Source organism: Kytococcus schroeteri (assembly GCF_042433515.1).
In the GTDB taxonomy this organism is placed as follows: domain Bacteria; phylum Actinomycetota; class Actinomycetes; order Actinomycetales; family Dermatophilaceae; genus Kytococcus; species Kytococcus schroeteri.
On the sequence record NZ_JBHLVH010000013.1, the window covers coordinates 117,780 to 141,617 of the forward strand.

At 72.2% G+C, this 23,838-nt stretch carries 25 protein-coding genes; 18 read left to right on the plus strand and 7 right to left on the minus strand.

What is annotated here, in order from left to right; genetic code table 11:
* Positions 1 to 57: 57 nt before the first annotated feature.
* From ACFFHC_RS06310 to atpD, 10 genes are all read left to right on the plus strand, one after another.
* Positions 58 to 1,164, plus strand: coding sequence for a glycosyltransferase family 4 protein (locus ACFFHC_RS06310; RefSeq protein WP_101849024.1), 1,107 nt, complete (start codon positions 58 to 60; stop codon positions 1,162 to 1,164).
* Positions 1,161 to 1,568, plus strand: a complete 408-nt coding sequence (locus ACFFHC_RS06315) for a hypothetical protein (RefSeq protein ID WP_070703290.1) — start codon at positions 1,161 to 1,163, stop codon at positions 1,566 to 1,568. Before ACFFHC_RS06310 ends, ACFFHC_RS06315 begins: the two co-directional genes overlap by 4 nt.
* Entirely contained in the window at positions 1,561 to 1,824 is a 264-nt protein-coding gene (locus tag ACFFHC_RS06320; protein WP_070703291.1) for a hypothetical protein, read from the plus strand. The genes ACFFHC_RS06315 and ACFFHC_RS06320 overlap by 8 nt, the downstream gene beginning before the upstream one ends.
* A 151-nt stretch (positions 1,825 to 1,975) precedes the next feature.
* Entirely contained in the window at positions 1,976 to 2,761 is a 786-nt protein-coding gene (gene atpB / locus ACFFHC_RS06325; protein WP_083323360.1) for a F0F1 ATP synthase subunit A, read from the plus strand.
* Between the two features lie 130 nt (positions 2,762 to 2,891).
* Positions 2,892 to 3,095: an ATP synthase F0 subunit c gene (locus tag ACFFHC_RS06330; protein ID WP_070703292.1), complete on the plus strand. Its 204-nt coding sequence runs from the start codon at positions 2,892 to 2,894 to the stop codon at positions 3,093 to 3,095.
* Positions 3,096 to 3,166: 71 nt separating this feature from the next.
* A complete protein-coding gene (locus tag ACFFHC_RS06335) occupies positions 3,167 to 3,742 on the plus strand; it encodes a F0F1 ATP synthase subunit B (protein WP_083323361.1) in 576 nt (191 codons plus the stop codon).
* Positions 3,742 to 4,557, plus strand: a complete 816-nt coding sequence (locus tag ACFFHC_RS06340) for a F0F1 ATP synthase subunit delta (RefSeq protein ID WP_070703293.1) — start codon at positions 3,742 to 3,744, stop codon at positions 4,555 to 4,557. The genes ACFFHC_RS06335 and ACFFHC_RS06340 overlap by 1 nt, the downstream gene beginning before the upstream one ends.
* An 80-nt stretch (positions 4,558 to 4,637) precedes the next feature.
* Positions 4,638 to 6,287, plus strand: a complete 1,650-nt coding sequence (gene atpA / locus ACFFHC_RS06345; protein ID WP_070703294.1) for a F0F1 ATP synthase subunit alpha — start codon at positions 4,638 to 4,640, stop codon at positions 6,285 to 6,287.
* Between the two features lie 152 nt (positions 6,288 to 6,439).
* Positions 6,440 to 7,366 carry a F0F1 ATP synthase subunit gamma gene (locus ACFFHC_RS06350; RefSeq protein ID WP_070703295.1) on the plus strand — a complete coding sequence of 309 codons (927 nt, stop codon included), beginning with the start codon at positions 6,440 to 6,442 and terminating at the stop codon, positions 7,364 to 7,366.
* Between the two features lie 34 nt (positions 7,367 to 7,400).
* Positions 7,401 to 8,864, plus strand: a complete 1,464-nt coding sequence (gene atpD / locus ACFFHC_RS06355) for a F0F1 ATP synthase subunit beta (RefSeq protein ID WP_070703296.1) — start codon at positions 7,401 to 7,403, stop codon at positions 8,862 to 8,864.
* Between the two features lie 97 nt (positions 8,865 to 8,961).
* On the opposite strand, the gene ACFFHC_RS06360 is transcribed toward atpD, so the two are convergent.
* Positions 8,962 to 9,669, minus strand: a complete 708-nt coding sequence (locus ACFFHC_RS06360; RefSeq protein WP_070703297.1) for a 2OG-Fe(II) oxygenase — start codon at positions 9,667 to 9,669, stop codon at positions 8,962 to 8,964.
* Between the two features lie 61 nt (positions 9,670 to 9,730).
* On the opposite strand from ACFFHC_RS06360, the gene ACFFHC_RS06365 reads away from it, so the two are divergent.
* The 3 genes from ACFFHC_RS06365 (at position 9,731) to ACFFHC_RS06375 (ending at position 11,860) form a co-directional block, all read left to right on the plus strand.
* A complete protein-coding gene (locus ACFFHC_RS06365; protein WP_141494646.1) occupies positions 9,731 to 11,068 on the plus strand; it encodes a uracil-xanthine permease family protein in 1,338 nt (445 codons plus the stop codon).
* Between the two features lie 68 nt (positions 11,069 to 11,136).
* Positions 11,137 to 11,406 (plus strand): F0F1 ATP synthase subunit epsilon, encoded by a 270-nt coding sequence (locus ACFFHC_RS06370; RefSeq protein WP_070703306.1) that lies wholly within the window; start codon positions 11,137 to 11,139, stop codon positions 11,404 to 11,406.
* Between the two features lie 7 nt (positions 11,407 to 11,413).
* A complete protein-coding gene (locus ACFFHC_RS06375; protein ID WP_070703299.1) occupies positions 11,414 to 11,860 on the plus strand; it encodes a DUF2550 family protein in 447 nt (148 codons plus the stop codon).
* Here the strand turns inward: ACFFHC_RS06375 and ACFFHC_RS06380 are convergent.
* Genes ACFFHC_RS06380 through ACFFHC_RS06390 form a run of 3 tightly spaced genes read right to left on the minus strand, consistent with a single transcriptional unit; the run spans position 11,836 to position 14,212 of the window.
* Positions 11,836 to 12,468 carry a cob(I)yrinic acid a,c-diamide adenosyltransferase gene (locus tag ACFFHC_RS06380; RefSeq protein ID WP_141494645.1) on the minus strand — a complete coding sequence of 211 codons (633 nt, stop codon included), beginning with the start codon at positions 12,466 to 12,468 and terminating at the stop codon, positions 11,836 to 11,838. The genes ACFFHC_RS06375 and ACFFHC_RS06380 overlap by 25 nt on opposite strands.
* Positions 12,469 to 12,514: 46 nt before the next feature.
* Positions 12,515 to 13,210 carry an endonuclease NucS gene (nucS, locus tag ACFFHC_RS06385; RefSeq protein ID WP_101849017.1) on the minus strand — a complete coding sequence of 232 codons (696 nt, stop codon included), beginning with the start codon at positions 13,208 to 13,210 and terminating at the stop codon, positions 12,515 to 12,517.
* 60 nt (positions 13,211 to 13,270) lie between these two features.
* Complete coding sequence (locus tag ACFFHC_RS06390; protein ID WP_141494644.1) at positions 13,271 to 14,212, minus strand: thiamine pyrophosphate-binding protein; 942 nt, start codon at positions 14,210 to 14,212, stop codon at positions 13,271 to 13,273.
* A 254-nt stretch (positions 14,213 to 14,466) separates the two neighbouring features.
* On the opposite strand from ACFFHC_RS06390, the gene ACFFHC_RS06395 reads away from it, so the two are divergent.
* From ACFFHC_RS06395 to ACFFHC_RS06405, 3 genes are all read left to right on the plus strand, one after another.
* Positions 14,467 to 16,152, plus strand: a complete 1,686-nt coding sequence (locus ACFFHC_RS06395) for a 3-hydroxyacyl-CoA dehydrogenase family protein (RefSeq protein ID WP_141494643.1) — start codon at positions 14,467 to 14,469, stop codon at positions 16,150 to 16,152.
* 9 nt (positions 16,153 to 16,161) lie between these two features.
* A complete protein-coding gene (locus tag ACFFHC_RS06400) occupies positions 16,162 to 16,464 on the plus strand; it encodes an Rv1322 family protein (protein WP_238138108.1) in 303 nt (100 codons plus the stop codon).
* 241 nt (positions 16,465 to 16,705) lie between these two features.
* A complete protein-coding gene (locus tag ACFFHC_RS06405) occupies positions 16,706 to 17,530 on the plus strand; it encodes a L,D-transpeptidase family protein (protein WP_070705393.1) in 825 nt (274 codons plus the stop codon).
* A gap of 103 nt (positions 17,531 to 17,633) precedes the next feature.
* On the opposite strand, the gene ACFFHC_RS06410 is transcribed toward ACFFHC_RS06405, so the two are convergent.
* Positions 17,634 to 18,002 carry a hypothetical protein gene (locus ACFFHC_RS06410; protein WP_101849016.1) on the minus strand — a complete coding sequence of 123 codons (369 nt, stop codon included), beginning with the start codon at positions 18,000 to 18,002 and terminating at the stop codon, positions 17,634 to 17,636.
* A complete protein-coding gene (locus tag ACFFHC_RS06415) occupies positions 17,999 to 18,742 on the minus strand; it encodes a SatD family protein (RefSeq protein WP_202876737.1) in 744 nt (247 codons plus the stop codon). Before ACFFHC_RS06415 ends, ACFFHC_RS06410 begins: the two co-directional genes overlap by 4 nt.
* A 119-nt stretch (positions 18,743 to 18,861) precedes the next feature.
* On the opposite strand from ACFFHC_RS06415, the gene ACFFHC_RS06420 reads away from it, so the two are divergent.
* A complete protein-coding gene (locus ACFFHC_RS06420; protein WP_379803906.1) occupies positions 18,862 to 21,810 on the plus strand; it encodes a DNA translocase FtsK in 2,949 nt (982 codons plus the stop codon).
* Entirely contained in the window at positions 21,810 to 22,505 is a 696-nt protein-coding gene (locus tag ACFFHC_RS06425; protein ID WP_083323524.1) for an ion channel, read from the plus strand. Before ACFFHC_RS06420 ends, ACFFHC_RS06425 begins: the two co-directional genes overlap by 1 nt.
* 63 nt (positions 22,506 to 22,568) lie before the next feature.
* Here ACFFHC_RS06425 and ACFFHC_RS06430 read toward each other — a convergent pair whose 3' ends face one another.
* Positions 22,569 to 23,768 carry a dipeptidase gene (locus ACFFHC_RS06430; protein ID WP_070704998.1) on the minus strand — a complete coding sequence of 400 codons (1,200 nt, stop codon included), beginning with the start codon at positions 23,766 to 23,768 and terminating at the stop codon, positions 22,569 to 22,571.
* Between the last annotated feature and the right edge of the window lie 70 nt (positions 23,769 to 23,838).

The following is a 23,838-nucleotide window of genomic DNA, read 5'->3' on the forward strand; positions in this document are numbered from 1 at the left end:
GCCACCCCCCCCCGTGGCGGCCGGCTGCTCGCGTCCTGCCCCGAGGAGGTACCCACCGTGCGTGAGTACCTCCTCGTCATGCTCGTGGCCGGGGTCGTCACCTTCTGGCTGACCCCCCTGGTGCGCTGGTTCGCGGTGCGGGCCGGTGCCATCACGCCGGTGCGCGGGCGCGACGTGCACGCGGTGCCCAAGCCGCGCCTGGGGGGCCTGGCGATGCTGGCCGGGCTCTTCGGGGCCACGCTGGTGGCCTCGCGCCTGCCCTACCTCAGCCAGATCTTCGCCGACACGCAGATGTACGGCGTGCTCGCGGCCGCGGTGGTGGTGTCCGCCCTTGGTGCGGCCGACGACCGCTGGGACCTCCACTGGGCGCTCAAGCTCGGCGGGCAGGTGGCCGCGGCCGTGGTGATGGCCGCCCAAGGCGTCTCCCTGATCAGCCTGCCGATCCAGGGCTACACGATCCTGCCCGGGCCGGTCTCGCTGGCGCTCACCATCCTGCTCGTGGTGGCCACGATGAACGCGGTGAACTTCGTGGACGGGCTGGACGGCCTGGCCGCCGGCATGGTCGGCATCGCCGCCGCGGCCTTCTTCGTCTGGAGCTACGAGCTCTCGCACACCTATGACCCGCCCAACGTGTTCAGCACCGCCACCTTCATCACCGCGGTGCTCATGGGCGTGACGGCCGGGTTCCTGCCGCACAACTTCCACCCCTCCCGCCTCTTCATGGGTGATGCCGGGTCGCTGCTGCTGGGGCTGCTCATGGCCGCGGCCACCATCTCGCTGACCGGCACCGTGGACCCGGCCGCGGTGGGTGTGGCCTCCCGGACGGCCGCGGTCGTGCTGCCGCTGGCCCTGCCGGTGGCCGTGGTCGCGATCCCCCTGGTGGACATGCTGCTGGCCGTGGTGCGCCGCACCCGGGCTGGCCGCAAGCCGTGGGACGCCGACGCCCGCCACCTGCACCACCAGCTCCTGCGGCTGGGGCACAGCCACCGCTCGGCCGTGCTCACGATGTACCTGTGGGCCGCCACGCTGGCCGGGGGAGTGCTCTCGTTCAACTACCTGCCCGAGTGGGCCGGGCTGGTGCTGCTCGTCTCGCTCGGGGTGCTCGCCGCGCTGGTGACCTGGGTGGTGCCGCGCCGCGTGGCCCCGGAAGGAGACCCTTCGTGAACCGCTCCCCGTGGGGCCGCATGCTCGTGCACGGCCCGCTGGGCTCCCTGCTCGTCCTCGCGGTCTCGGTGCCCGTGGCGCTGTGGACCCGGGGCCCGGGTGCCGCCGTGACCGCCGCCGGGGTGTGCGTGGTGACCGCGCTCGTGCTCACCACGGGGCTGCTCATGGTCCGGTACGTGCTCGACGGGGCGCCGGCGCTCGTGGTGCCGATGGCGCTACTCGTCTTCCTGCTGCAGGTGGCCGTCTTCGCCGCCGCGGTCTTCCTCGTGCCGTGGCCGGACGGCTTCGTCTTCTCGCTGGTGGGCGGCATCGCGGTGCTGGCCTGGCAGGCCGGTGTGGTGCACGGCTTCGTCACCGGGCGACACGCCATGACGGTGGAGCCGTACGGGGGCGGCCGTGGCTGACTACAAGGGCCCCTGGGTGGGGGACGACGAGCCGGACGACCCGTGGGAGAAGGAGGCCTGGCGCGGCGGCAGCGCGCGCGGTGCCGACCTCGGTGCAGCGGTGCTGGGCACCCTGCTCACCGGCATCCTCGTGTTCGCCGGGCTGGGGTGGTTGCTGGCCGAGCTGACGGGGTGGCGCTGGGTGGTCCCGGTCGCCACGCTGGTCGGCGTGGGGCTGTCCTTGTACGTGCTGATCCTCAGGTACAGTGACGCCTGACACGGCGACGTCCCGCTGTGCCCACCCGCCCGTCAGCGCCGGTTCTCCGGCGTGGATGCAGGTGGGTTCCGGCTGAAGCAACGCCGACTGACCCCGTGCCCCGCGGCACGCGAACGGGGTCGGACCCCCAGACCCCGTGGAGGAGTAGCACGTGAGCCACGCACCGGCCATGCTCGCAGAGGTGGAGTTCCACCAGCCGAGCACCAACGACTTCTGGCTCCCCCTGTTCGAGGTGGGCGGTTTCGCCTTCACCCGCCAGATGCTCGTGGTCATGCTCGTGACCGCCGCGCTGTGTGCCTGGATGATGTGGGCGGCCAAGCGCGCCGCCGTCGTGCCGTCCAAGGGCATGTTCGTCACCGAGGGCATCTACGACTTCGTGCGCAACGGCATCGCCCGTGACCTCATCGGCGGTGAGAAGTTCAAGCCGTTCGTGCCGCTGCTCTTCTCGCTCTTCGTCTTCATCCTGCTCAACAACCTCATGGGCGTGCTGCCTCCGGTGCAGATGCCGACGATGGCCTCCATCGCCTTCCCGGTGGTGCTGACGCTCATCGTCTACGTCGTCTACCACATCGTGGGCATCCGCAAGCACGGCCTCGGGGGCTACCTCAAGACCTTCGTGCCGTCGGGCCTGCCCGTGTTCATCGTGCCGGTGGTCTTCTTCCTGGAGTTCGTCTCCAAGACCATCACCCAGCCGCTGACGCTCGCGCTGCGACTCTTCGGCAACATGCTCGCCGGCCACATGGCCCTGGTGCTGTTCATCATGGGCGGTTGGTTCCTGGTGAACTCCGGCCCGCTGCTGGCCATCGCCGGCGCCGGCTCCTGGATCATGGGTCTGCTCATGACCTTCTTCGAGATCCTCATCCAGTGCCTGCAGGCCTACGTCTTCACCCTGCTGTCGGCCAGCTACATCGGCGCCTCGCTCTCCGAGGACCACTGACCGGCGCACCGCCGGTCCCGGCGGGGAGCACCCCGCCCCCTGACCTTCCTGTCGTACAACTGAACAGCACCACCCCTGAACCCCGCCCCACGTGGAAGGACCGCGTGGGACACAAGGAAAGAGGAACACCATGGACGGCTCGCTGAACCTCGTCGGCTACGGTCTCGCCACCATCGGCCCGGCCATCGCCGTTGGCCTGATCTTCGCTGCCTACATCAACGGTGTGGCGCGTCAGCCCGAGTCCCGCTCGCTCCTGCAGCCGATCGCCATCCTCGGTATGGCCATCGCCGAGGCCCTGGCCATCCTGGGCTTCGTGCTGACCTTCATCCTCTGACGGATCCGCGTCATCACGCGTGACCACCTCGGTGGCACGCACCCCCTGTCGAATCCGTTGAAGGAGACACCGTGCACAACCTGAGTGTGCTGGCTGAGGGTGGGGAGCACGCAGGCCGTAGCGGCACCGACGCGCTCATCCCCTACCTGCCGGAGCTCATCTTCGGTCTCATCGCCATCGGCATCGTCTACTTCGTGGCCAGCAAGTTCTTCGTGCCGGCCATGGAGAAGGCCTACGCCGAGCGCCGTGACGCCATCGAGGGCGGCATGGCCCGTGCCGAGCAGGCCGAGGCCGAGGCCAAGGCAGCCCAGCAGAAGTACGAGTCGCAGCTCGCCGAGGCGCGTGCGGAGGCCAACGCCATCCGTGAGAAGGCCCGTGAGGAGGGCGACGCCATCCGTGCGGAGAAGCGTCAGCTCGCCGACGTGGAGGCCGCCCGGGTCCTGGAGACCGCCCAGAAGCAAATCGCTTCCGAGCGCCAGCAGGCCCAGGTGCAGCTGCGCGGTGAGGTCGGCCGCCTGTCGACCGACCTGGCCGGCCGCATCGTCGGTGAGTCCCTGCAGGACGAGGCCCGGCAGAAGGGTCTCGTGGACCGCTTCCTGGCCGAGCTCGAGTCCGGCAAGGCCACCGTCACCACGAAGGCCCGCTGATGCAGGGCACCTCCATCGGCGCCTACGCCGCCTCGTGCGACGCCCTCGAGCAGCAGCTCGGTGGCGGGGCGCAGGGCATGGACCTGGCCGACCAGCTCTTCGGCGCCGCCGAGGTGCTGGGCGACAGCGGGCAGCTGCGCCGCGCGCTGACCGACCCCACCCGTTCGGGTGAGGACCGGGCGCGCCTGGCGGAGAAGGTGTTCGCGTCGGCGACCGAGCCCGCCCGCCGGGTGCTGGTGGCCGCCGCGGGTCAGCGCTGGCGCTCCGAGGGCGACCTCGGGGAGGCCGTCATCCGCCTGGGTGTCGAGTCCGTCATGGGCTCCGCCGAGCGGACCGGTTCTGCCCAGCGCGTGGCCGACGAGCTGTTCTCCGTGCAGGAGACGTTCACCGGTGACGCCCAGCTGCGCACCGCCCTCACCGACCGCCGTGTCGACCGTGGGGCCAAGCGCGAGCTCGTCCAGCGCCTGCTGGGCGGCAAGGTGGCCCCGGAGACGCTGCGCCTGGTGGAGCAGTCCGTGGCGGGGGCCAAGTCCCTGCGCTTCGACCTGGCGCTGCGCGCCTACCGGGAGATCGCCGCGGCACGTGCCGAGCGACTCATCGCGGTGGCCCACACGGCCGTCCCGCTGACCACTGACCAGCAGGAGCGCCTGCGCTCCGCGCTGGCCACGCAGTACGGCCGAGAGATCACGCTGAACACGGTCATCGACCAGGACGTCGTCGGTGGCGTCCGCGTCGAGGTGGCCGACGACGTGATCGACGGCACCGTCTCGCGCCGACTGGCCGAGGCCCGCGACGGGATGGTCGGGCGCGTCTGAGCGCCCACGGTTCCCGAACCCCCCCATACACCGGCCGAGACACTGACCAGGGCCCACGAGCGGCCCACCAAGGAGAGATCATGACGGAGCTGTCGATCCGTCCCGAGGAGATCCGGGACGCGCTGGACTCGTTCGTCCAGTCGTACGAGCCCCAGGCTGCCGCCAGCCAGGAGGTGGGCCGCGTGGTCGATGCCGGTGACGGCATCGCGCACGTGGAGGGCCTGCCCTCGGCGATGACCAACGAGCTGCTGAAGTTCGCCGACGGCACGCTGGGCCTGGCGCTGAACCTCGACGTGCACGAGATCGGTGTCGTCGTCCTGGGCGACTTCGCCGGCATCGAGGAGGGCATGGAGGTGCACCGCACCGGCGAGGTCCTCTCGGTCCCGGTGGGCGACGCCTTCCTCGGCCGCGTGGTGAACCCGCTGGGCGAGCCGATCGACGGCCTGGGCGAGATCCAGTCCGAGGGCCGCCGCGCCCTCGAGCTGCAGGCGCCCACCGTGGTGCAGCGCAAGTCGGTGCACGAGCCGATGCAGACCGGCATCAAGGCCGTGGACTCGATGGTGCCGATCGGCCGTGGCCAGCGTCAGCTGATCATCGGTGACCGCCAGACCGGCAAGACCACGGTCGCGGTGGACACCATCCTGAACCAGCGCCGCAACTGGGAGTCCGGCGACGTCAACCAGCAGGTGCGCTGCATCTACGTGGCGATCGGCCAGAAGGGCTCCACCATCGCGGAGGTGCGTCGCACCCTGGAGGAGAACGGCGCGCTGGAGTACACGACCATCGTCGCCGCCCCGGCGTCCGACGCGGCCGGCTTCAAGTACCTGGCCCCGTACACCGGCTCGGCCATCGGCCAGCACTGGATGTACGACGGCAAGCACGTGCTCATCGTGTTCGACGACCTGAGCAAGCAGGCCGAGGCCTACCGCGCCGTGTCGCTGCTGCTGCGCCGCCCGCCGGGCCGCGAGGCCTACCCGGGTGACGTGTTCTACCTGCACAGCCGCCTGCTGGAGCGCTGCGCCAAGCTGAGCGACGACATGGGTGCGGGCTCGATGACCGGTCTGCCGATCATCGAGACGAAGGCCGGCGACATCTCGGCCTACATCCCCACCAACGTCATCTCCATCACCGACGGCCAGATCTTCCTGGAGTCCGACCTCTTCAACTCGGGTGTCCGCCCCGCCATCAACGTGGGTGTGTCGGTGTCCCGAGTCGGTGGTGCGGCCCAGATCAAGGCCATGAAGTCGGTCTCCGGTCGACTGCGCACCGACCTCGCGCAGTTCCGTGAGATGGAGGCCTTCGCCATGTTCGCCTCGGACCTCGACGCGGCCTCCAAGGCCCAGCTGGCCCGTGGTTCGCGCATGGTGGAGCTGCTCAAGCAGCCGCAGTCCTCGCCGATGAACGTCGAGGAGCAGGTGGCGGTCGTCTGGGCCGGCACCAACGGCCACCTGGACGACATCGAGGTGGAGGACGTGCGTCGCTTCGAGGCCGAGTACCTCGACTTCCTGCGCCGCGAGCACTCCGGGCTGTTCTCCTCCATCGTCGAGAGCGGCAAGCTCTCCGACGAGGGCGAGGCCGAGCTCGAGAGCTCCATCGCCGAGTTCAAGCGCCAGTTCCAGGGTTCGGCGAGCACGGGCATCCAGCCCGGTTCTGACGAGCTCGAGGAGAACACCCCCGAGCTGGAGGACGGCGACGTCACCCAGGAGCGGATCGTCAAGACCAAGCGCTGAGTGGGTGCCGGGGAGGGCGCACGCCCTCCCCGGCCCACCAGCCGCGTCCCTCACCGGGGCGCCCCGGGAGACCGGGACCGGCCGCCGGACGGCCACCCCGCCACGGCGGGACACCAGAACGTGCACTGACCACCACCGGAAGGCGGAACGACATGGCAGCGGGGCAGCGGGAGTACCGCCAACGCATCAAGTCCGTCAAGGCCACCAAGAAGATCACCAAGGCGATGGAGCTGATCGCGGCCTCCCGGGTGATCAAGGCGCGCACGCGGGTCGAGGAGACCTCGCCGTACGCCCGCGCCCTGACGCGCGCGGTCTCGGCCGTGGCGACCAACTCCACCGAGGACCACCCCCTCACCACCGAGCGTGCGGAGCCGAAGCGCGCCGCCGTCGTGGTGATCACCTCCGACCGCGGTCTGGCGGGTGCCTACCCGTCCGCGCCGCTGAAGTTCTCCGACCGCCTGGTCGAGGAGCTGCGCAACGAGCACCGCCTCGAGGTGGCCCCCTACCTCGTGGGTCGCAAGGCGGAGGGCTACTACCGCTTCCGCAACCGCGACTGGGCGCGCAACTGGGCCGGCTTCTCCGACGCCCCGACCGTGGAGGCGGCCCGCGAGATCGCCGACGCGATCATCGAGGCCTTCCTGAAGCCCACCGAGGAGGGCGGCGTGGACGAGGTGCACGTGGTGTACACGCGCTTCGTCAACATGGTGACCCAGGAGGTCACCGCCGCCCGCCTGCTCCCGCTGGAGGTCGTCGAGGGTGACGAGGTCACCGCCGACGCCGCCGGGGTCGCGCAGGACGACTCGGGGCTCACGCCGGAGTACGACTTCGAGCCGAGCGCGGAAAAGGTGCTGGACGCCCTGCTGCCGCAGTACGTGTCCTCGCGCATCTACAACATGCTGCTGCAGTCCGCCGCCTCCGAGCTGGCGGCCCGGCAGCGCGCCATGAAGTCCGCGACGGACAACGCCGAGGACCTCATCAAGGACTACACGCGACTGGCCAACCAGGCGCGTCAGGCCGACATCACGCAGGAAATCAGCGAGATCGTGGGTGGCGCTGCCGCCCTCGCCGACGCCAAGTGACCGAGCAGTGACGGACAAGAAGGAAACGGATCACATGAACGCCACCATTGCCGCGGAGAACACCTCCGCCACCCAGCAGGCCGGCGGTGTCGGACGTCTGGCTCGGATCATCGGGCCGGTCGTCGACGTCGAGTTCCCGCCGGACGCGGTGCCCGCCATCTACAACCTCCTGAAGGTCGACGTCGAGCTCGACGGTGAGACCAAGACGCTGAACCTCGAGGTCGCCCAGAACATCGGTGACAACCTGGTCCGCGCCATCTCGCTGCAGCCGACCGACGGCCTGGTGCGCGGCGCCGAGGTCAAGGACACCGGCGGCCCCATCAGCGTGCCGGTGGGTGAGGTCACCCTGGGCAAGGTCTTCAACGCCACCGGTGAGTGCCTCAACCTGGAGCCGGGCGAGCAGCTCGAGGTCTCCGAGCGCTGGGGCATCCACCGCCCCGCCCCGGACTTCGACAAGCTGGAGTCCAAGACCCAGATGTTCGAGACCGGCATCAAGGTCATCGACCTGCTGACCCCCTACGTGCAGGGTGGGAAGATCGGCCTGTTCGGTGGCGCCGGCGTGGGCAAGACGGTGCTCATCCAGGAGATGATCGCCCGTGTGGCCCGCGACCACGGTGGTGTGTCGGTGTTCGCCGGTGTGGGCGAGCGCACCCGTGAGGGCAACGACCTCATGGTCGAGATGGAGGAGGCCGGCGTCCTCGGCCAGACCGCCCTGGTCTTCGGCCAGATGGACGAGCCGCCGGGCACGCGTCTGCGCGTCGCCCTCTCGGCCCTGACCATGGCCGAGTACTTCCGCGACGTGAAGAAGCAGGACGTGCTGCTCTTCATCGACAACATCTTCCGCTTCACCCAGGCCGGTTCCGAGGTCTCCACGCTGCTGGGCCGCATGCCCTCGGCCGTGGGCTACCAGCCGACCCTGGCCGACGAGATGGGTGTGCTCCAGGAGCGCATCACCTCGACCCGTGGTCACTCGATCACCTCCATGCAGGCGATCTACGTGCCGGCCGACGACTACACCGACCCGGCCCCGGCGACCACCTTCGCCCACCTCGACGCCACGACCGAGCTCTCCCGCCCGATCGCGTCGATGGGTATCTACCCGGCCGTGGACCCGCTGACCTCCACCAGCCGCATCCTGGACCCGCGCTACATCGCGAAGGACCACTACGAGACCGCGGTCCGGATCAAGTCGATCCTGCAGAAGTACAAGGAGCTGCAGGACATCATCGCGATCCTGGGTATCGACGAGCTCTCCGAGGAGGACAAGATCCTCGTCGGTCGTGCCCGCCGCATCCAGCGCTTCCTCTCGCAGAACACCTACGTGGCCAAGCAGTTCACCGGCATCGAGGGTTCGACCGTGCCGCTGGCCGAGACCATCGAGGCGTTCACCAAGATCGCCGACGGTGAGTACGACCACGTGCCGGAGCAGGCATTCTTCATGTGCGGTGGCCTCGACGACGTCGAGCGCCAGGCCCACGAGCTGGAGAAGAACAGCTGACCAGCACCCGCTGACGGCGAAGGCCCCCACCGATCCGGTGGGGGCCTTCCTCGTGGGGGAGGGGCGGGCCCGCGGGGGACGGGCCCGGCCCGGTGGCTCACTTGCGGTGGAAGAGGAACCAGCTGGTGGCGATGTACTTGTCGCCGCCCTTGGGCATGTTGCCGCGGTGGGTGTGGGTGAACGCGGCGGGCGCGATGAGCAGAGCGCCCTTGCGGGGCTCCACGAGGTGGCCCTGGTAGAGGAACTCCGTGCCGCCCTCGTCGAAGGTGTCGTTGAGGTAGACGGTCCACAGGCAGTGGCGGTGCAGCGCCTCGTGCGTGGAGTCGGTGGGCATGGTCTCGCAGTGCCAGTAGGGGTAGCCGCCCTCGTCGGCGGTGTAGCGCTGCACGTTGATGCCGCCGGGGCGCAGCGCCGTGCCGGCCATCTGGATGACGTCGCGGTCGCTCATGGCGCGCACCTCCTCGGGGGTGATGCGCGTGGTGGTGCCGTCCGGGGTGGTGCGCTGGAACATCATCGGCGCCAGGAGGGTGTGCGGGTAGGTGCGCACGTACTCCACGAGGCAGCGGCTGGCGGCGGCCACGAGCTCGGCCTCGATCTCGCGCCACTCCGGCTTGTCCGAGATGAAGACGTCCACGGACCTCTTCATGGTGGGGTCCACGCCGCCGCCGGTGCGGCCGGGGCCCTGGGCCTTGCTCTCCTCGAACGCCTCGATGATGCGGTCGCAGAGCTCGGGGGAGAGGGCGTCGGGGTAGACCTCGATGAAGTCGCGCCCCACGGAGTCGTCGGTGTGCTGGCTCGTCGTCATGGGGCCTATCGTGACACCGCCCACACACGCGACACGCGCGGCCCCGCGCGAAGGAGCACGCATGACCGCAGCTGGCACCGGCTTCTGGGCCCTCCACGGCGACGGACGCACCATCGCCCCCGACGGCGTGGTGCGTCCCCGGGAGCGCCTCAGCTGGCCGCGGACCGTCGGCGTGGGGGCCCAGCACGTGGTGGCCATGTTCGGTGCCACCTTCCTCGTGCCGCTGCTCACCGGCTTCCCGCCCTCCACCACGCTCTTCTTCTCCGGCGTGGGCACGCTGCTCTTCCTGGTGCTCACCGGCGGGCGCATCCCGAGCTACCTCGGCTCGTCCTTCGCCTTCATCGCGCCGCTGGGGGCCGCCACCGCCGCGCACGGGCACGCCGGGGCGCTCGGCGGCGTGGTGCTCACCGGTCTGGCGATGGTGGTCGTGGGCCTCGTGGTGCAGGTGGCCGGTCACGCGTGGATCGGGCGGCTCATGCCGCCGCTGGTGACCGGTGCCATCGTGGCGCTCATCGGCCTCAACCTGGCGCCGGCGGCCAAGGCGAACTTCATGACCTCCCCGGTGACCGCCCTGGTCACGCTGCTGGCCGTGGTGCTGGCCACGGTGGCCCTGCGCGGGCTGCTGGGGCGCCTGGCGATCCTGCTGGGCGTGGCCGTCGGCTACGTGGTGGCCCTGGTGCGCGGCGAGGTGGACCTGCAGCCGGCCCACGACGCGGCGTGGTTCGGCCTGCCGGGGTTCACCAGCCCGACCTTCCACCCCTCGGTGCTGGCGCTCTTCGTGCCGGTGGTGCTGGTGCTCGTGGCCGAGAACGTGGGCCACGTGAAGTCCGTGGCCGCGATGACCGACCAGGACCTGGACCCGCTCATGGGCCGGGCGCTGGTGGCCGACGGGCTGGCCACCACCCTGGCCGGTTCCGGCGGCGGGTCGGGCACCACCACCTACGCCGAGAACATCGGCGTCATGGCCGCCACGCGCGTGTACTCCACGGCGGCCTACCTGGTAGCCGGCCTGGCCGCGGTGCTGCTGAGCCTCTCGCCCAAGGTGGGCGCCCTCATCGCCACCGTGCCGGCGGGCGTGCTGGGCGGGGTGTCCACGGTGCTCTACGGCATGATCGGCGTGCTCGGGGTGCGCATCTGGATGGAGAACCGGGTGGACTTCTCCCACCCGATCAACCTCACCACCGCCGGGGCCGCGCTGGTGATCGGCATCGCGGACTTCACGTGGCGCTTCGGGCAGGTGACCTTCGCCGGCATCGCGCTGGGCACGGCCGCCGCGCTGGTGGTCTTCCACCTCATGCGGTGGGTGAACTCCCTGACCGGTGCCACGACCGACCCGCTGCTGCCGATGGGGCACCCCACGGGCGCCGCCGACACGGGCCGCGGCACGCCCTCGCCCTGAGGCCGGAGCACGCTGTGGTTCCGCGTACGATGGGCCACCTCACACCCCCGACCTTCCAGGAGAACCCGGTGAGCCACCTGACCGTTGACCTCGTTGCCGCCGACCGCCAGGTGTGGAGTGGCGAGGCCACCATGGTGACCGCGCGCACCACCGAGGGCGAGCTCGGCATCATGCCGGGCCACACCCCGCTGCTGGGCGCGCTGGTGTCCGGTGCGGTGGGCATCCACACCACCTCGGGCAAGGAGGAGGTCACCATCGACACCGGCTTCCTCTCCGTGGACGGCGACCGGGTCACCGTGGTGGCCGAGAAGGTCGACGCGAGCTCCCTGACCGCCTGACCCGCCGGTGGGGTCCACCCTCCGCACGGCCGAGGCCGTCGTCCTCGCCGTCGTCCTGGCGGCGCTGCTCTGGCTGCTCTTCAGCTGGTGGCGCCGCATCCGCATCAGCGGGGGGCAGTACACCGCCCTGTGCCGCGTGCGCGCCGCCGGGACCACCCGCCCGGCCATCGTGCGTCTGGGCCCGCGGGCCGTCGAGTTCCACTCCCTGTGGGGTGCCGGTACGCGCCCCTTCGCGGCGCTGCGCCGCACCACGGTGGAGATCCAGTGGCTCGACGAGCAGACTCCCGTGGCCGGTTCGCGGTGGGTGCGGCTGACCGGTGAGGCCGCCCCGCGCGGGCCCCGGGTCCCGTCGGGGGAGGGCATCGACGTCGTGCTCTCACCGGGAGCGGGCCGCGCGCTGCGCGCCTGGCAGGAGACCCTGCCCCCGGGTCACTCCTTCTCGACGGACCTCTGAGAGCGGCCCCCACCGGGCTGCCAGAGCACGTCGCCCTCGGGGCCCGCGGCGCTGCGCGCCAGGATGAACAGCAGGTCCGAGAGCCGGTTGAGGTACTGGCCGGGCAGCCGCGACACGCCCCCCGTGCCCTTGGGTGCCCCCTCGGCGGCGGGCACGTCACCGTGCACCGCCACCGCCGTCCACGCCGCCCGCTCGGCACGGCGCACCACGGTGCGTGCCACGTGCAGGTGCGCCGCCAGCGGACCGCCGCCGGGCAGGATGAAGCTCCGCAGCGCGGGCAGGCCCTCGTTGAAGCGGTCGCAGTCGGCCTCGAGGTCGTCGACCCACTCCTGGGTCACGCGCAGCGGCTCGTACTCGTAGCGGGCCCGCAGCGGCAGGGAGAGGTCGGCCCCCACGTCGAAGAGCTCGTTCTGGACCCGGCGCAGCACGGCGGCCACCTCGGGGTGCTCGGCGGTGTGCAGCATCGCGATGCCCAGGGCCGCGTTCGCCTCGTCGGTGTCGGCGTAGGCCACCAGCCGCGGGTCGTCCTTGGAGGTGCGGCCGAAGTCGCCCAGTCCGGTCGTGCCGTCGTCGCCGGTGCGGGTGTAGATGCGCGTGAGGTTGACCATGGGGCCAGCCTGTCACCCGCCGGGGGTGGTCGGCGGCGCGGGGCGCTCAGAACAGGCGGCCCTCGGCGTCGTCCAACCCGCGCAGGGCGTCGTAGTCCAGGGTCACGCAGCGGATGCCGCGGTCCTCGGCCAGGGTGCGGGCCTGGGGGCGGATCACCTGGGCGGCGAACACGCCCTCGACCGGGGCCAGATGGGGGTCGCGGTTGAGCAGCTCGAGATAGCGGGTGAGCTGCTCCACGCCGTCGATGCCGCCGCGGCGCTTGATCTCCACGGCCACCGTGCGCCCGTGGGAGTCCTTGCACAGCAGGTCCACCGGGCCGATGGGGGTCATCCACTCGCGGCGCACCAGGCTCCAGCCCTCGCCCAGGGTGGTGACGTGCTCGGCGAGCAGCTCCTGCAGCTGGGCCTCCACGCCGTCCTTGACCAGCCCGGGGTCCACGCCGAGCTCGTGGCTGACGTCCTCGAGCACCTCGTGGAGGTGGATGACCAGCTGGTCGCCGCTCTTGCGGTGGCGCACGGTCCAGACGCGCTCCACACCCTCCTCGGCGAGCTCCTCGGAGGGCTCGGTCTCCACGAGCGTGCACGGCGGGGTCATCCAGTTGAGCGGCTTGTAGGAGCCGCCGTCGGAGTGCACGAGCACCGAGCCGTCGGCCTTCACCACCAGCAGGCGGGTGGCCAGCGGGAGGTGGGCCGTGAGGGCTCCGGTGTAGTCGACCTGGCAGCGGGCGATGACGAGACGCACGCGCGGCACCCTACGCCAGCAGGGGCCGCGCGTGCGTCGCGCGAAGTGGTCGGGAGCGCCTCAGTGGGTCACGGCGCCCACGGAGGCCGACCGGACGAGGCGGGAGTACTTGACCAGCACGCCCCGCCGAGCCCGCGCGGGTGGCTCGGGGGCCTCCCACGCGGCGCGGCGGCGCTCCAGCTCCGCCTCGTCGACCTCGAGGCCGAGGGTGCCGGCGGCCACGTCCAGCACGATGCCGTCGCCGTCCTGCACCAGCGCCACCGGCCCGCCGTCGACCGCCTCGGGGGCCACGTGCCCCACGCACAGGCCGGTGGTGCCGCCGGAGAAGGGGCCGTCGGTCACCAGCAGCACGTCCTTGCCGAGACCGGCGCCCTTGATGGCCCCGGTGATGGCGAGCATCTCGCGCATCCCCGGGCCGCCGCGGGGCCCTTCCTGGCGGATGACCACCACGTCGCCGGCCGAGGGGGGAGGGGGAACCGAGAACCCGGGGAGCGTCAGGCGCTCGCGGTCGGGGCGGGCCGGGCCGGCCAGGGCGTCCTTGGTGACGTCCACCAGCACCGGGCCGGGGCGGCCGGAGGCGGCCAGCTCGAAGGCGCTGGCGATGGTGGGGCCGATCTCGTCGGGGTCGGTGACCAGGAAGGAGTGCTTGGTGACCGGCATCGTGATGGAGCGGATGTCCGTCTCCTGGAAGGCGTCGGTGCCCATCGAGCCCGCGGGGACGTTGCCGGTGATGGCCACGACCGGCACCGAGTCCATCGCCGCGTCGGTCAGCGGGGTGACGAGGTTGGTGGCACCCGGGCCGGAGGTGGCCAGACAGACGCCCACCTTGCCGGTGGAGACCGCGTAGCCGGTGGCCGCGTGTCCGGCCGCCTGCTCGTGGCGCACCAGCACGTGGCGCAGCCGGCGCGAGGAGTGCAGCGCGTCGTAGAGCGGCAGCACGGCCCCACCGGGGAGTCCGAAGAGGTGCTCCACCCCCAGTCGCTCGAGCGTGGCGACGAGCACCTCGGCGCCGGTGCGGGTCGGCGGTGGAGGTGCTCTGCGGGGTCATGGCGTCCTCGGGGTGGGTGCTTTCGGGTAACAAAAACCCCCGGACCCGGAACTTCGGGTGCACGAGGGTGGGGACGCGTCGCGACGAGTGGTCAGGTCGTGGCGCGTCCCTGCATGAGAATGACGAACTGGATGTTCTGCATGGGCCCCACCTGCGGCATGGACCGGCAAAGGTCAACAGGTTCGGGCGACGTGGGAGAGTGAGCCCCATGACACGGATCGCATCGGTGGGAGTCGTCGGCCTGGGCACCATGGGGGCCGGCATCGTGGAGGTCTTCGCGCGCGGTGGTGTGCGCGTGGTGGGCGTGGAGATGACGCCCGAGCTCGCAGAGCGGGGCCGGGGGCTGCTGGAGGCCTCCACCGCCCGCGCCGTCCAGAAGGGCAAGCTCGACGAGGCCGGGCAGCAGGCCCTGCTCGAGGCGGTGACCTTCTCCAGCGACCTGGCGGACCTGGCCGAGGTGGACCTCGTGGTGGAGGCCGTGCCCGAGCGGATGGACATCAAGCACGAGGTCTTCGGCCGCCTCGACGAGGTCACGAGGCCCGAGGCGATCCTGGCCACCAACACCTCGAGCCTCTCGGTCACCGAGATCGCCGCCGGCACGCAGCGCCGTGACCGCGTGGTGGGCATGCACTTCTTCAACCCGGCCCCGGTGCAGAAGCTCGTGGAGGTGGTGCACACCCCGGTGACCGACCCGGCCGCCGTCGAGGCCGTGGCCGAGCTGGCCACCCGGCTGGGCAAGCAGCCGGTGGTCGTGGCCGACCGGGCCGGCTTCGTGGCCAACCACCTCCTCTACGGCTACATGAACCGTGCCGGCCAGCTGTACTTCGACGGCGCCGTGGACGCGGCCGACCTGGACACCGCCATGCACGTGGGGGCGGGCTTGCCGATGGGGCCGCTGACCCTCATGGACCTCGTGGGCCTGGACGTCTGCGCCGGCATCGGCGGGGTCATCCACTCGCTCACGCACAAGCACATGCACGCCCCCAGCTACGAGCTGGCCACGATGGTGCAGGCCGGCCTGCTGGGCCGCAAGAGCGGCGCGGGCTTCCACCCCTACTCCGAGGAGGCCCGTCGGGCCGCGGCGGCGCGGACGCAGGAGCCGGCGGCGCCGCGCGAGGTGACCGTGGTGGGCGTCATCGGCGCCGGCGAGGAGGCCGACGAGCTGGCCGAGGCGCTCGCGGGCACCGGGCGCGAGGTGGTCCGCATCGAGGAGGCCGGGGCCGACCTGGGCGCGCTGTCCGGTGCGCAGGTGGTCTTCGAGGCCGCCGAGGTGGTGGACCCGCTCGAGGAGGACTGGGACGAGGCCGATCCCGAGGAGCTCGAGGCCGAGGCCGCCCTCATCGAGCTGGACGCGCTCTTCCTGGAGCTCGGACGCGTGCTGCCGGCCGACGCCGTGGTCGTCTCGCTGACGGCCGACACGACGCTGGATCTGGCCGCCACCAGCGGCCGCCACGCCGATGCGCTGCGGGCCGTGCTGCACGAGGCCACGGGGTACGGGCGGCTGCTGGAGCTGGGCCGCACCACCACGACCTCCCGCGAGGCCGAGGCCACGGTGCGCGCGCTGGCGCAGGAGGCGGGGCTCACCGCGGTGGTGGTGCGCGACCAGCCCGGTCTGGTGGTGGAGTCGCTGCTGGTGCCCTTCCTCAACGAGGCCGTGCTCATGGCCCAGTCCGGGTACGCCAGCCCGGAGGACATCGACACCGCCATGGTGGCCGGGTGCGGCTACCCGATGGGGCCGTTCGGCTACATCGACCAGCTGGGGGCCGACCACGTGCTCGACGTGCAGTCCGAGCTCTTCGGCGCCACGCAGGACCCGGGCCTGGCGCCCGCCGCAGCCCTGGTGGACGCCGCCGTGCTCGACCTGCCGCTGCGCGACGCCACCCCGCGCGCCTGAGGACGCGCGATGGGGAAGGCCCGTCGACGAGGCGGTGCCCGCGGCAGTGCCCGCGGGCGCCGCGCGCCGTCCGTGCCGAGCCCGGTGGGCGGCGGCCTGCGGCACACGCCCGACCGCACCGAGCTCCGCGGCGGGCGGGAGTTCCTCGTGCGCACCCTGCACGGCAACGCCGAGGGCCGGGTTTACCGCTGCCCGGGCTGCCACCACGAGGTGCCCTCCTCGCAGCCGCACCTCGTGGTGTGGCCGAACGACGGGATGCTCGGGGTGGAGGAGCGGCGCCACTGGCACACCCGGTGCTGGGCGATGGGCTGAACGCCGGGGCCGGGCGGCGCGGGGTGGACGGCCCGGCCCGAGGCGCACCTCACAGATCGGGCGCGCTCCATCACAGGACGGCAACAGAGTCCGCACAACCGCCCCTGCGGGGTGGAAGGTGCGCGGGACGGGCCCGTACCGTGGGGACACGACCGGACCCCGCACGCGGGGCCGCAGACCACCGCCCACCCGGGGACGGTGGACGGTCGCCCATCACCGACAAGGGGGAGGAAGACAGACCATGGACACCACGAACATCACCCGCCGCACGGCGCTGGCCGGCGGTGCCGCCGCCGTCGCCGGTGGCACGGCCGCGCTCACCCCGGCGACGGGGGCCGCCGCTGCGTACCGCGTGAACCGCCGCACGCTGCGCAAGGGTGACCGCAACGCCGACGTCCTGTACTTCCAGCGCAAGGCCAAGCAGGCCGGCTTCTGGGTCGGCACGCCGGACGGCTCGTTCGGCGCCCAGACCCAGCAGGTCGTGTGGGCCGTGCAGAAGGCCTACGGCCTGACCCGCGACGGCGTCGTCGGCCAGAAGACCTGGCTGGCCGTCATCCGCCAGCCGCGTATCCCCGTGAAGACCACATCGGGCACCTACATCGAGGTGGACCTCACCCGCCAGCTGCTCTTCTACGTGAAGGCCGGCAAGCTCGTGGAGGTGCACAACACCTCCACCGGCAACGGCAAGGGCTACACCTTCCGGGGCAAGTGGTACCCGCACGCCAAGACCCCGCGCGGCACCTGGCGCAGCATGTGGAACGAGGACAAGGGGTGGCGCACCGGAGAGCTGGGTCGCATGTGGCGCCCGTTCTTCTTCGCGCCCGGCGGCTACGCCGTGCACGGCTCCACCTTCATCCCGCCGTACCCGGACAGCCACGGCTGCGTGCGCCTGAGCATCAAGGCGATGGACCACCTCATCGCCATCGGTGCGATCCGCTGGGACCGCGACATCACGGTCTACGGCAACGGCCCGCACCAGCCCCCGCTGGGGGTCGGTGCCGCCGCCTCCGGTGCGCCGGAGCACGTCACGGCCCTGGGCCTGACCGACGTGCGCAGCAGCATCTGAGCCGTCCCCACCAGGAGCGCCGCCCGGCACCCGCCGGGCGGCGCTCCTGCATGTCCGGCGGGTGCCGGCGCCCCGAGGCCGTGCCGCCGTCCTCGGGCCGGGGTCAGCCCAGCGTGTACAGCACCAGCCGTGCGAGCCCTGCCCACGCCGCGGCCCAGAGCAGGCTGGCGAAGGTGCCGATGATGAACCGCTCGGAGACCGCGCCGTGCTTGGCGGTGCGCAGCTCGGGGTAGCGGCCCAGGGCCTTGACGGCCACCACCAGGGCCAGCGCGTAGTCCGATCCGGCCACCACGGCGGAGAACGCCGCGGCCCGCTCGAGCAGGCCGATCCACCGGCCGCCGGGCAGCTCGATGCCGTCGGGGTCGGGGGACTCCACGTGGCCGAGGAACCACATCACCACCGGGCCGCCGAGGAAGACCGCGCACGTGGCGCAGAGCAGGACGAGGGGGATGACCTCGGGGTGCTGGATCACGCGTCCTCCGGCGGGGTCGAGGGGGTGGAGCGGCCCGCGGGCGGGCCGTCGCCCAGCGTGCCAGAGGGGTCCGACAGCCCGGTGCGCACCGCCTCGAGCAGGGCCGCGCACAGGGCGGCGCCCCGGTCGGCCTCGGTGGCCCCGGCGGTGCGCAGGCGCTGGCTGACGGCGCTGGGGGAGACGCCCAGGGCCTCGGCCACCTCGCGCTGGGTGGAGTGCTCCGCCAGCCGGTCGACGACCTCCCACCCCTCGGCGGTGCGGCGCGTCAGGACGCCCGCCCAGAGCCACAGGGCCGCCTCGGCGTGCGCGAGGGCGGGCAGGCCGGGGTCGGTGGCGTGCTCGAGGTCGGTGTTGGCCTCCAGCGCCAGGGGCTGGGGTCCGCGGTGGCTGCGCTCCACGGCGCGGCGGGCGGCGATGAAGGCCGGCCCGCGGGCGGCGCGGACCGAGTCCGGCAGGGGGTGCTCCACCGTGCCGACGCCGATGCCGGCCCGCCACCGGCCGCTGCGCAGCAGCAGCTCGAGCACCTGCACCACCTCGGTGCCGGAGGTGAGCACGCCCTGCACCTCGTCACCCGCGGCGCGCTCGAAGGGCAGGGCGTCCGGCGCGGTGGGACGGGTCGCGAGCTGCTCGAGGAGGGCGGGGACGGCGTCGGGCTGGTGGCGGGAGTCGCGCTGGTCGGCCGTCACGACGAAGCACGGCAGGGCCTCGCGCCCGAGATCCAGTTCCTGGCCTTCACTCATGGTGGTGAAGCCTAGTGGCTTCAGGGAGGGGCCCGGGTGTGGGTCACCTCATCGGGCCGGCGGCCGGGGTGCGGCGTGGGCCCCGTCGGGCTGTCGGTGGCGGCACCTACTCTTGGCGGGTGGCAGATTCCCGCACCCGTCGCTCCTCGTCCTCCCGTCCCGGCACCGCTCGGTCCGCCGGGACGTCCCGTGCTGCCCGCAGTGGAACGCGTGGCGGTCAGGGGACCAACCGGTCGGGATCGCGCGGGGGCTCCCGGGCGACGGCGTCGGGCAGCGGGTCGCGTGCCGCGGGCAAGGGCGGCTCCCGGTCGCAGACCCCGCAGCGCCCCCAGCGCGGGCCCCTCGGGCGCGCCGTGGCCGGCCTGTGGAACGGCGTGACCGGCGCGGTCGGTGGCGCGGTGCGCAGCGTGGGCGGGTCCGCCCGGGGCCTGGAGCGTGACCACGCCCGCGACGGTGTGGCCTTCGTGCTGCTGGCCCTGGCCGTGGTGGTGGCGCTCCGCGAGTGGTGGGGCCTGTCCGGGGCGCTGGGCGGAGCCATCCACGCCGTGGCGGCCGGCACCTTCGGGCTGGTGGCCATGGCCCTGCCGCTGCTGCTGCTCTGGGCCGGGCTGCACATGATGCGCCGTCCCGCCGAGACCGCCGACAGCGCCCGCCTCGTGGTGGGATCGGTGGCCGCCGTCCTGGCTGCCTGCGGCCTCACGCACGCGGCCCTGGGCTATCCCGACGCCAGCCAGGGCGTGGAGTCCGTCCGCTCCGGCGGCGGCATCCTGGGCTACCTCGTGGCCAACCCGCTGCGCGTGGGCCTGACCTCGCTGGGGGCCGTGGCCGTGCTCGTGCTGCTGGCCCTCTTCGCGCTGCTGGTGCTCACCGCCACACCCGTGCACCGCATCCCCGAGAGACTGGGGGAGCTGGGTGACCGGCTCTTCCACCCCGGCCACCACGCCGAGGACGAGGAGTTCGACTGGTCGCGCCGCGACTCCCGGGGCCTGCCCCGCCGCGAGCGCGACGAGGAGGAGCCCTCCGGTGCCCGCCGTCGTCGTCGCCGCGAGGTGGACGAGGACACCGTGCCCTTCGACCAGGCCGCCGAGGTGGACGACTCCTCGCGGCGCCGTGTGCGCACCGCGCGCCGCACCCGCAAGTCCGAGGTGGCCCAGGGTGCCGACACCACCGCGCTGCCGGTGCAGGACGGCACCGAGCCCGAGGACGCGGGCGACGCCGTGTACGACGGGCAGGCCGACGCCCCCGCGAGGCCCGCGCCGAAGGCCGGCGCCCGCCCCGGCGCGAAGCCCGGGGCCAGGCCCGGTGCGAAGCCGGGCGCCAAGCCCGTGCAGGCCGAGCCGGAGCCGGAGCCCGTGCCCCCGCCCACCACGCAGTTGCCGCAGCGCGTGGAGCAGCTGGCCCTCTCCGGCGACGTCAGCTACACCCTCCCGGACACCGCGCTGCTCAAGCCCGGCACGCCGCACAAGGAGCGCTCCGCGGCCAACGACGCCGTCGTGGCGGCGCTCACCAACACCTTCGAGGAGTTCAACGTCGACGCCGTGGTCTCGGGGTTCACCCGGGGTCCGACGGTGACCCGCTACGAGGTGGAGCTCGGCCCGGGCGTGAAGGTCGAGCGCATCACCGCGTTGAGCAAGAACATCTCCTACGCCGTGGCCAGCGCCGAGGTGCGCATCCTCTCGCCCATCCCGGGCAAGAGCGCCATCGGCATCGAGATCCCCAACACCGACCGCGAGAACGTGTCGCTGGGTGACGTCCTGCGCAGCGACAAGGCGCGCAACCAGACGCACCCGATGGTGATGGGCGTGGGCAAGGACGTCGAGGGCGGCTACGTCATCGCCAACCTGGCCAAGATGCCCCACCTGCTCGTGGCCGGCGCCACGGGTTCCGGTAAGTCGAGCTTCGTGAACTCGATGATCACCTCGATCCTCGTGCGGGCCACGCCGGAGGAGGTGCGCATGGTGCTCGTGGACCCCAAGCGCGTGGAGCTCACGGCCTACGAGGGCATCCCGCACCTCATCACCCCGATCATCACCAACCCCAAGAAGGCCGCCGAGGCGTTGCAGTGGGTGGTCCGTGAGATGGACCAGCGCTACGACGACCTGGCCAACTTCGGCTTCAAGCACATCGACGAGTTCAACAAGGCGGTGCGCTCGGGCAAGGTGCAGGTGCCGCCGGGATCGCAGCGCGAGCTGCAGCCGTACCCCTACCTGCTGGTGGTGGTGGACGAGCTCGCCGACCTCATGATGGTGGCCCCGCGCGACGTCGAGGAGTCGGTGGTGCGTATCACCCAGCTGGCCCGTGCCGCCGGCATCCACCTGGTGCTGGCGACGCAGCGCCCGTCGGTGGACGTGGTGACCGGCCTCATCAAGGCCAACGTGCCCAGCCGCATGGCCTTCGCCACCTCCTCGCTGGCCGACTCGCGCGTGGTGCTCGACCAGCCCGGTGCGGAGAAGCTCATCGGCCAGGGTGACGCGCTCTTCCTGCCGATGGGGGCCAGCCGCACCCTGCGCGTGCAGGGCGCGTGGGTCAACGAGTCCGAGATCGTGGACGTGGTGGCCCACGTCAAGGGCCAGCTGGCGCCGAACTACCGCGAGGACGTGCAGCAGGTCAACCCGACCAAGGAGATCGACGAGGACATCGGCGACGACCTCGACGTGCTGCTCCAGGCCACCGAGCTGGTGGTCAACACGCAGTTCGGCTCCACCTCGATGCTGCAGCGCAAGCTCCGCGTGGGCTTCGCCAAGGCAGGGCGCCTCATGGACCTCATGGAGTCCCGCGAGATCGTCGGCCCGTCCGAGGGGTCCAAGGCCCGCGACGTGCTGGTGCGCCCCGAGGACCTGCCGGCCACCCTCGCCCGGTTGCGCGGCGAGGACCCGCCGGAGGACCTCGAGCAGGACGCCGGCGAGGGGGTCCGGGACGACGCCGACGAGGCGCCGCAGGAGGGCGGCGCCGACTCCGGGGCCCGCCCGATGACCGACCGGTACGCGGGCGTGGACGTCTCCGACGGCGCCGTCTCCTCGGACGACGAGGACGACGACGAGGACGCCTGGCAGCTGACGGGCCGCTGATGTACCGCAACCCCGTGCGCCCGCCGACGCCGTGGCACGTCAAGGCCCGCCGCGGCATCGCCAGCAACCCCTCGGCGGTGCTGCTCGTGGTGCAGCTGCTGAGCGTCATCGCCTACCCGTTCACCGGGGAGAGCGGGGCGGGGCGCCTGGCCATCGCCGTGCTCGGCCTGCTCACCCTGGTGCTCGCCCTGCGCGCGGTGCGGCGCACGCCGCTGCTCACCTGGGTGGGCGGCCTCGTGGGCGTGCCAGCGGTGGCGCTCTCGGTGGGGGAGGTGCTCCTCCCGGAGGTCACCGGCATCGAGCTGGCGTCGATGTGCTTCCACGCGGTCTTCTACTTCTACGTGGTCTTCGCCCTGCTGGTGTACATGTTCTCGGACAACTGGGTGACCAGTGACGAGCTGTGGGCCACCGGCGCCACCTTCACCGTGGCCGCGTGGGCGTTCGCGTACACCTACGGGGCGGTGCAGCTCATCTGGCCGGGCTCGTTCGCCGCGCCGCACGGGGAGAAGCTCAGCTGGTTCGAGCTGATCTTCCTGTCGTTCACCACCATGACTGGCACCGGCCTGTCGGACATCACGCCGGCCGGCAACCACGCCCGCTCGTTCATCATCCTCGAGGAGATGGCGGGCATGAACTACGTGGCGCTCGTGGTGGCCCGCCTCATGGGCCTGACGCTCACCAAGTTCCGCCGCTGAGGCAGGGGCGCGCACGCACGGCGGCCCCGCGCCGGTGTGGCGCGGGGCCGCGGTGGAGCGGGCTCAGCCGTCGAGCTGCTCAATGCGCCAGCGTCGGCTGGGCTCGTCGTCGAGCACGTCGGCCACGGTGTCGGCCGCGTCGAGAACGCGCAGGATGTTGGCCCCGGCCAGCTTCTCCAGGTCGCCCCGGCTCCAGCCGCGGTCGGCCAGCGCGGCCAGCAGGCGCGGGTAGCCGGTGACGTCCTCGAGGCCGGTGGGCAGCACGGGGGTGCCGTCGTAGTCGCCGCCCAGGCCGATGTGGTCGATGCCGGCCACCTCGCGGAGGTGCTCCACATGGGCCACCACGTCCTCGAGCGTGGCCTCCGGTGGCGGGTGCTCCTCCATGTAGCGGTCGATGAAGGGCTCCCAGCCGTCGTCGGTGGGCTGCAGGCCGGCGGCGCGGGCGGCGTCCTCGCGCTCGAAGCGGTGGTCGGCCGAGCCCTGGTTGACGAAACTGGGCACGAAGGTGGCCATGCACACGCCGCCGTTGGCGCGCAGGCGCTCCAGCACGTCGTCGGGCACGTTGCGGGGGTGGTCGGTGACGGCCCGGGCACCGGAGTGGGTGAACACCACCGGAGCGCGGCTGGCGGCCAGGGCGTCGCGCATCGTCCCGGCGGAGGTGTGCGAGAGGTCCACCAGCATGCCGATGCGGTTCATCTCCGCCACCACCTCGGTGCCGAAGCGGCTCAGCCCGCCGATGTTCTCCACGTCGGTGGCGCTGTCGGCCCAGTCCACGTTGCTGTTGTGGGTCAGGGTCATGTAGCGCACGCCCAGCTCGCGCAGGATGCGCAGGGTGGCCAGGGAGTTGTTGATGCTGTGGCCGCCCTCGGCGCCCATGAGGCTGGCGATGCGGCCCGAGGCGTGGATGCGGCGCACGTCGGCCGCGGTGTCGGCCAGCTCCAGGCGGTCGGGGAAGAGCGCCACCAGGGAGCGCACGCGGTCGACCTGCTCCAGGGTCATGCTCACCGCGTTGTCGCCCGAGAGGTGGGCGGGCACGAAGACGCTCCAGAACTGGGCGCCGACGCCGCCGTCGAGCAGGCGCGGCAGGTCGGTGTGGGTCTGGGTGGGGGTGCCCAGGGTGCCGGCGCCGATGTCGGCCACCGTGAGGTCGGTGGACTCGGCATCGGCCCGGGAGAGCGCGTGCAGGCGCCACGGCAGGTCGTTGTGTCCGTCCACGAGGGGGAACTCGCGCAGCAGGGAGCGGATGGCGGCGACGTCAGGCATGCGCCCCATTGTGCCCGGCGCCACAGCCGGTGGGTGGCCGGGTGGGCCGCGCGGGGCCGCCGGCGTTCAG

Excerpts from the sequence above, each read along its gene's own strand:
- ACFFHC_RS06330 (WP_070703292.1), top strand. The coding sequence starts at position 2,892 with ATGGACGGCTCGCTGAACCTCGTCGGCTACGGTCTCGCCACCATCGGC.
- ACFFHC_RS06340 (WP_070703293.1), top strand. The coding sequence starts at position 3,742 with ATGCAGGGCACCTCCATCGGCGCCTACGCCGCCTCGTGCGACGCCCTC.
- atpA (WP_070703294.1), top strand. The coding sequence starts at position 4,638 with ATGACGGAGCTGTCGATCCGTCCCGAGGAGATCCGGGACGCGCTGGAC.
- ACFFHC_RS06350 (WP_070703295.1), top strand. The coding sequence starts at position 6,440 with ATGGCAGCGGGGCAGCGGGAGTACCGCCAACGCATCAAGTCCGTCAAG.
- atpD (WP_070703296.1), top strand. The coding sequence starts at position 7,401 with ATGAACGCCACCATTGCCGCGGAGAACACCTCCGCCACCCAGCAGGCC.
- ACFFHC_RS06360 (WP_070703297.1), bottom strand. The coding sequence starts at position 9,669 with ATGACGACGAGCCAGCACACCGACGACTCCGTGGGGCGCGACTTCATC.
- ACFFHC_RS06365 (WP_141494646.1), top strand. The coding sequence starts at position 9,731 with ATGACCGCAGCTGGCACCGGCTTCTGGGCCCTCCACGGCGACGGACGC.
- ACFFHC_RS06380 (WP_141494645.1), bottom strand. The coding sequence starts at position 12,468 with ATGGTCAACCTCACGCGCATCTACACCCGCACCGGCGACGACGGCACG.
- ACFFHC_RS06395 (WP_141494643.1), top strand. The coding sequence starts at position 14,467 with ATGACACGGATCGCATCGGTGGGAGTCGTCGGCCTGGGCACCATGGGG.
- ACFFHC_RS06400 (WP_238138108.1), top strand. The coding sequence starts at position 16,162 with ATGGGGAAGGCCCGTCGACGAGGCGGTGCCCGCGGCAGTGCCCGCGGG.
- ACFFHC_RS06405 (WP_070705393.1), top strand. The coding sequence starts at position 16,706 with ATGGACACCACGAACATCACCCGCCGCACGGCGCTGGCCGGCGGTGCC.
- ACFFHC_RS06415 (WP_202876737.1), bottom strand. The coding sequence starts at position 18,742 with ATGAGTGAAGGCCAGGAACTGGATCTCGGGCGCGAGGCCCTGCCGTGC.
- ACFFHC_RS06425 (WP_083323524.1), top strand. The coding sequence starts at position 21,810 with ATGTACCGCAACCCCGTGCGCCCGCCGACGCCGTGGCACGTCAAGGCC.
- ACFFHC_RS06430 (WP_070704998.1), bottom strand. The coding sequence starts at position 23,768 with ATGCCTGACGTCGCCGCCATCCGCTCCCTGCTGCGCGAGTTCCCCCTC.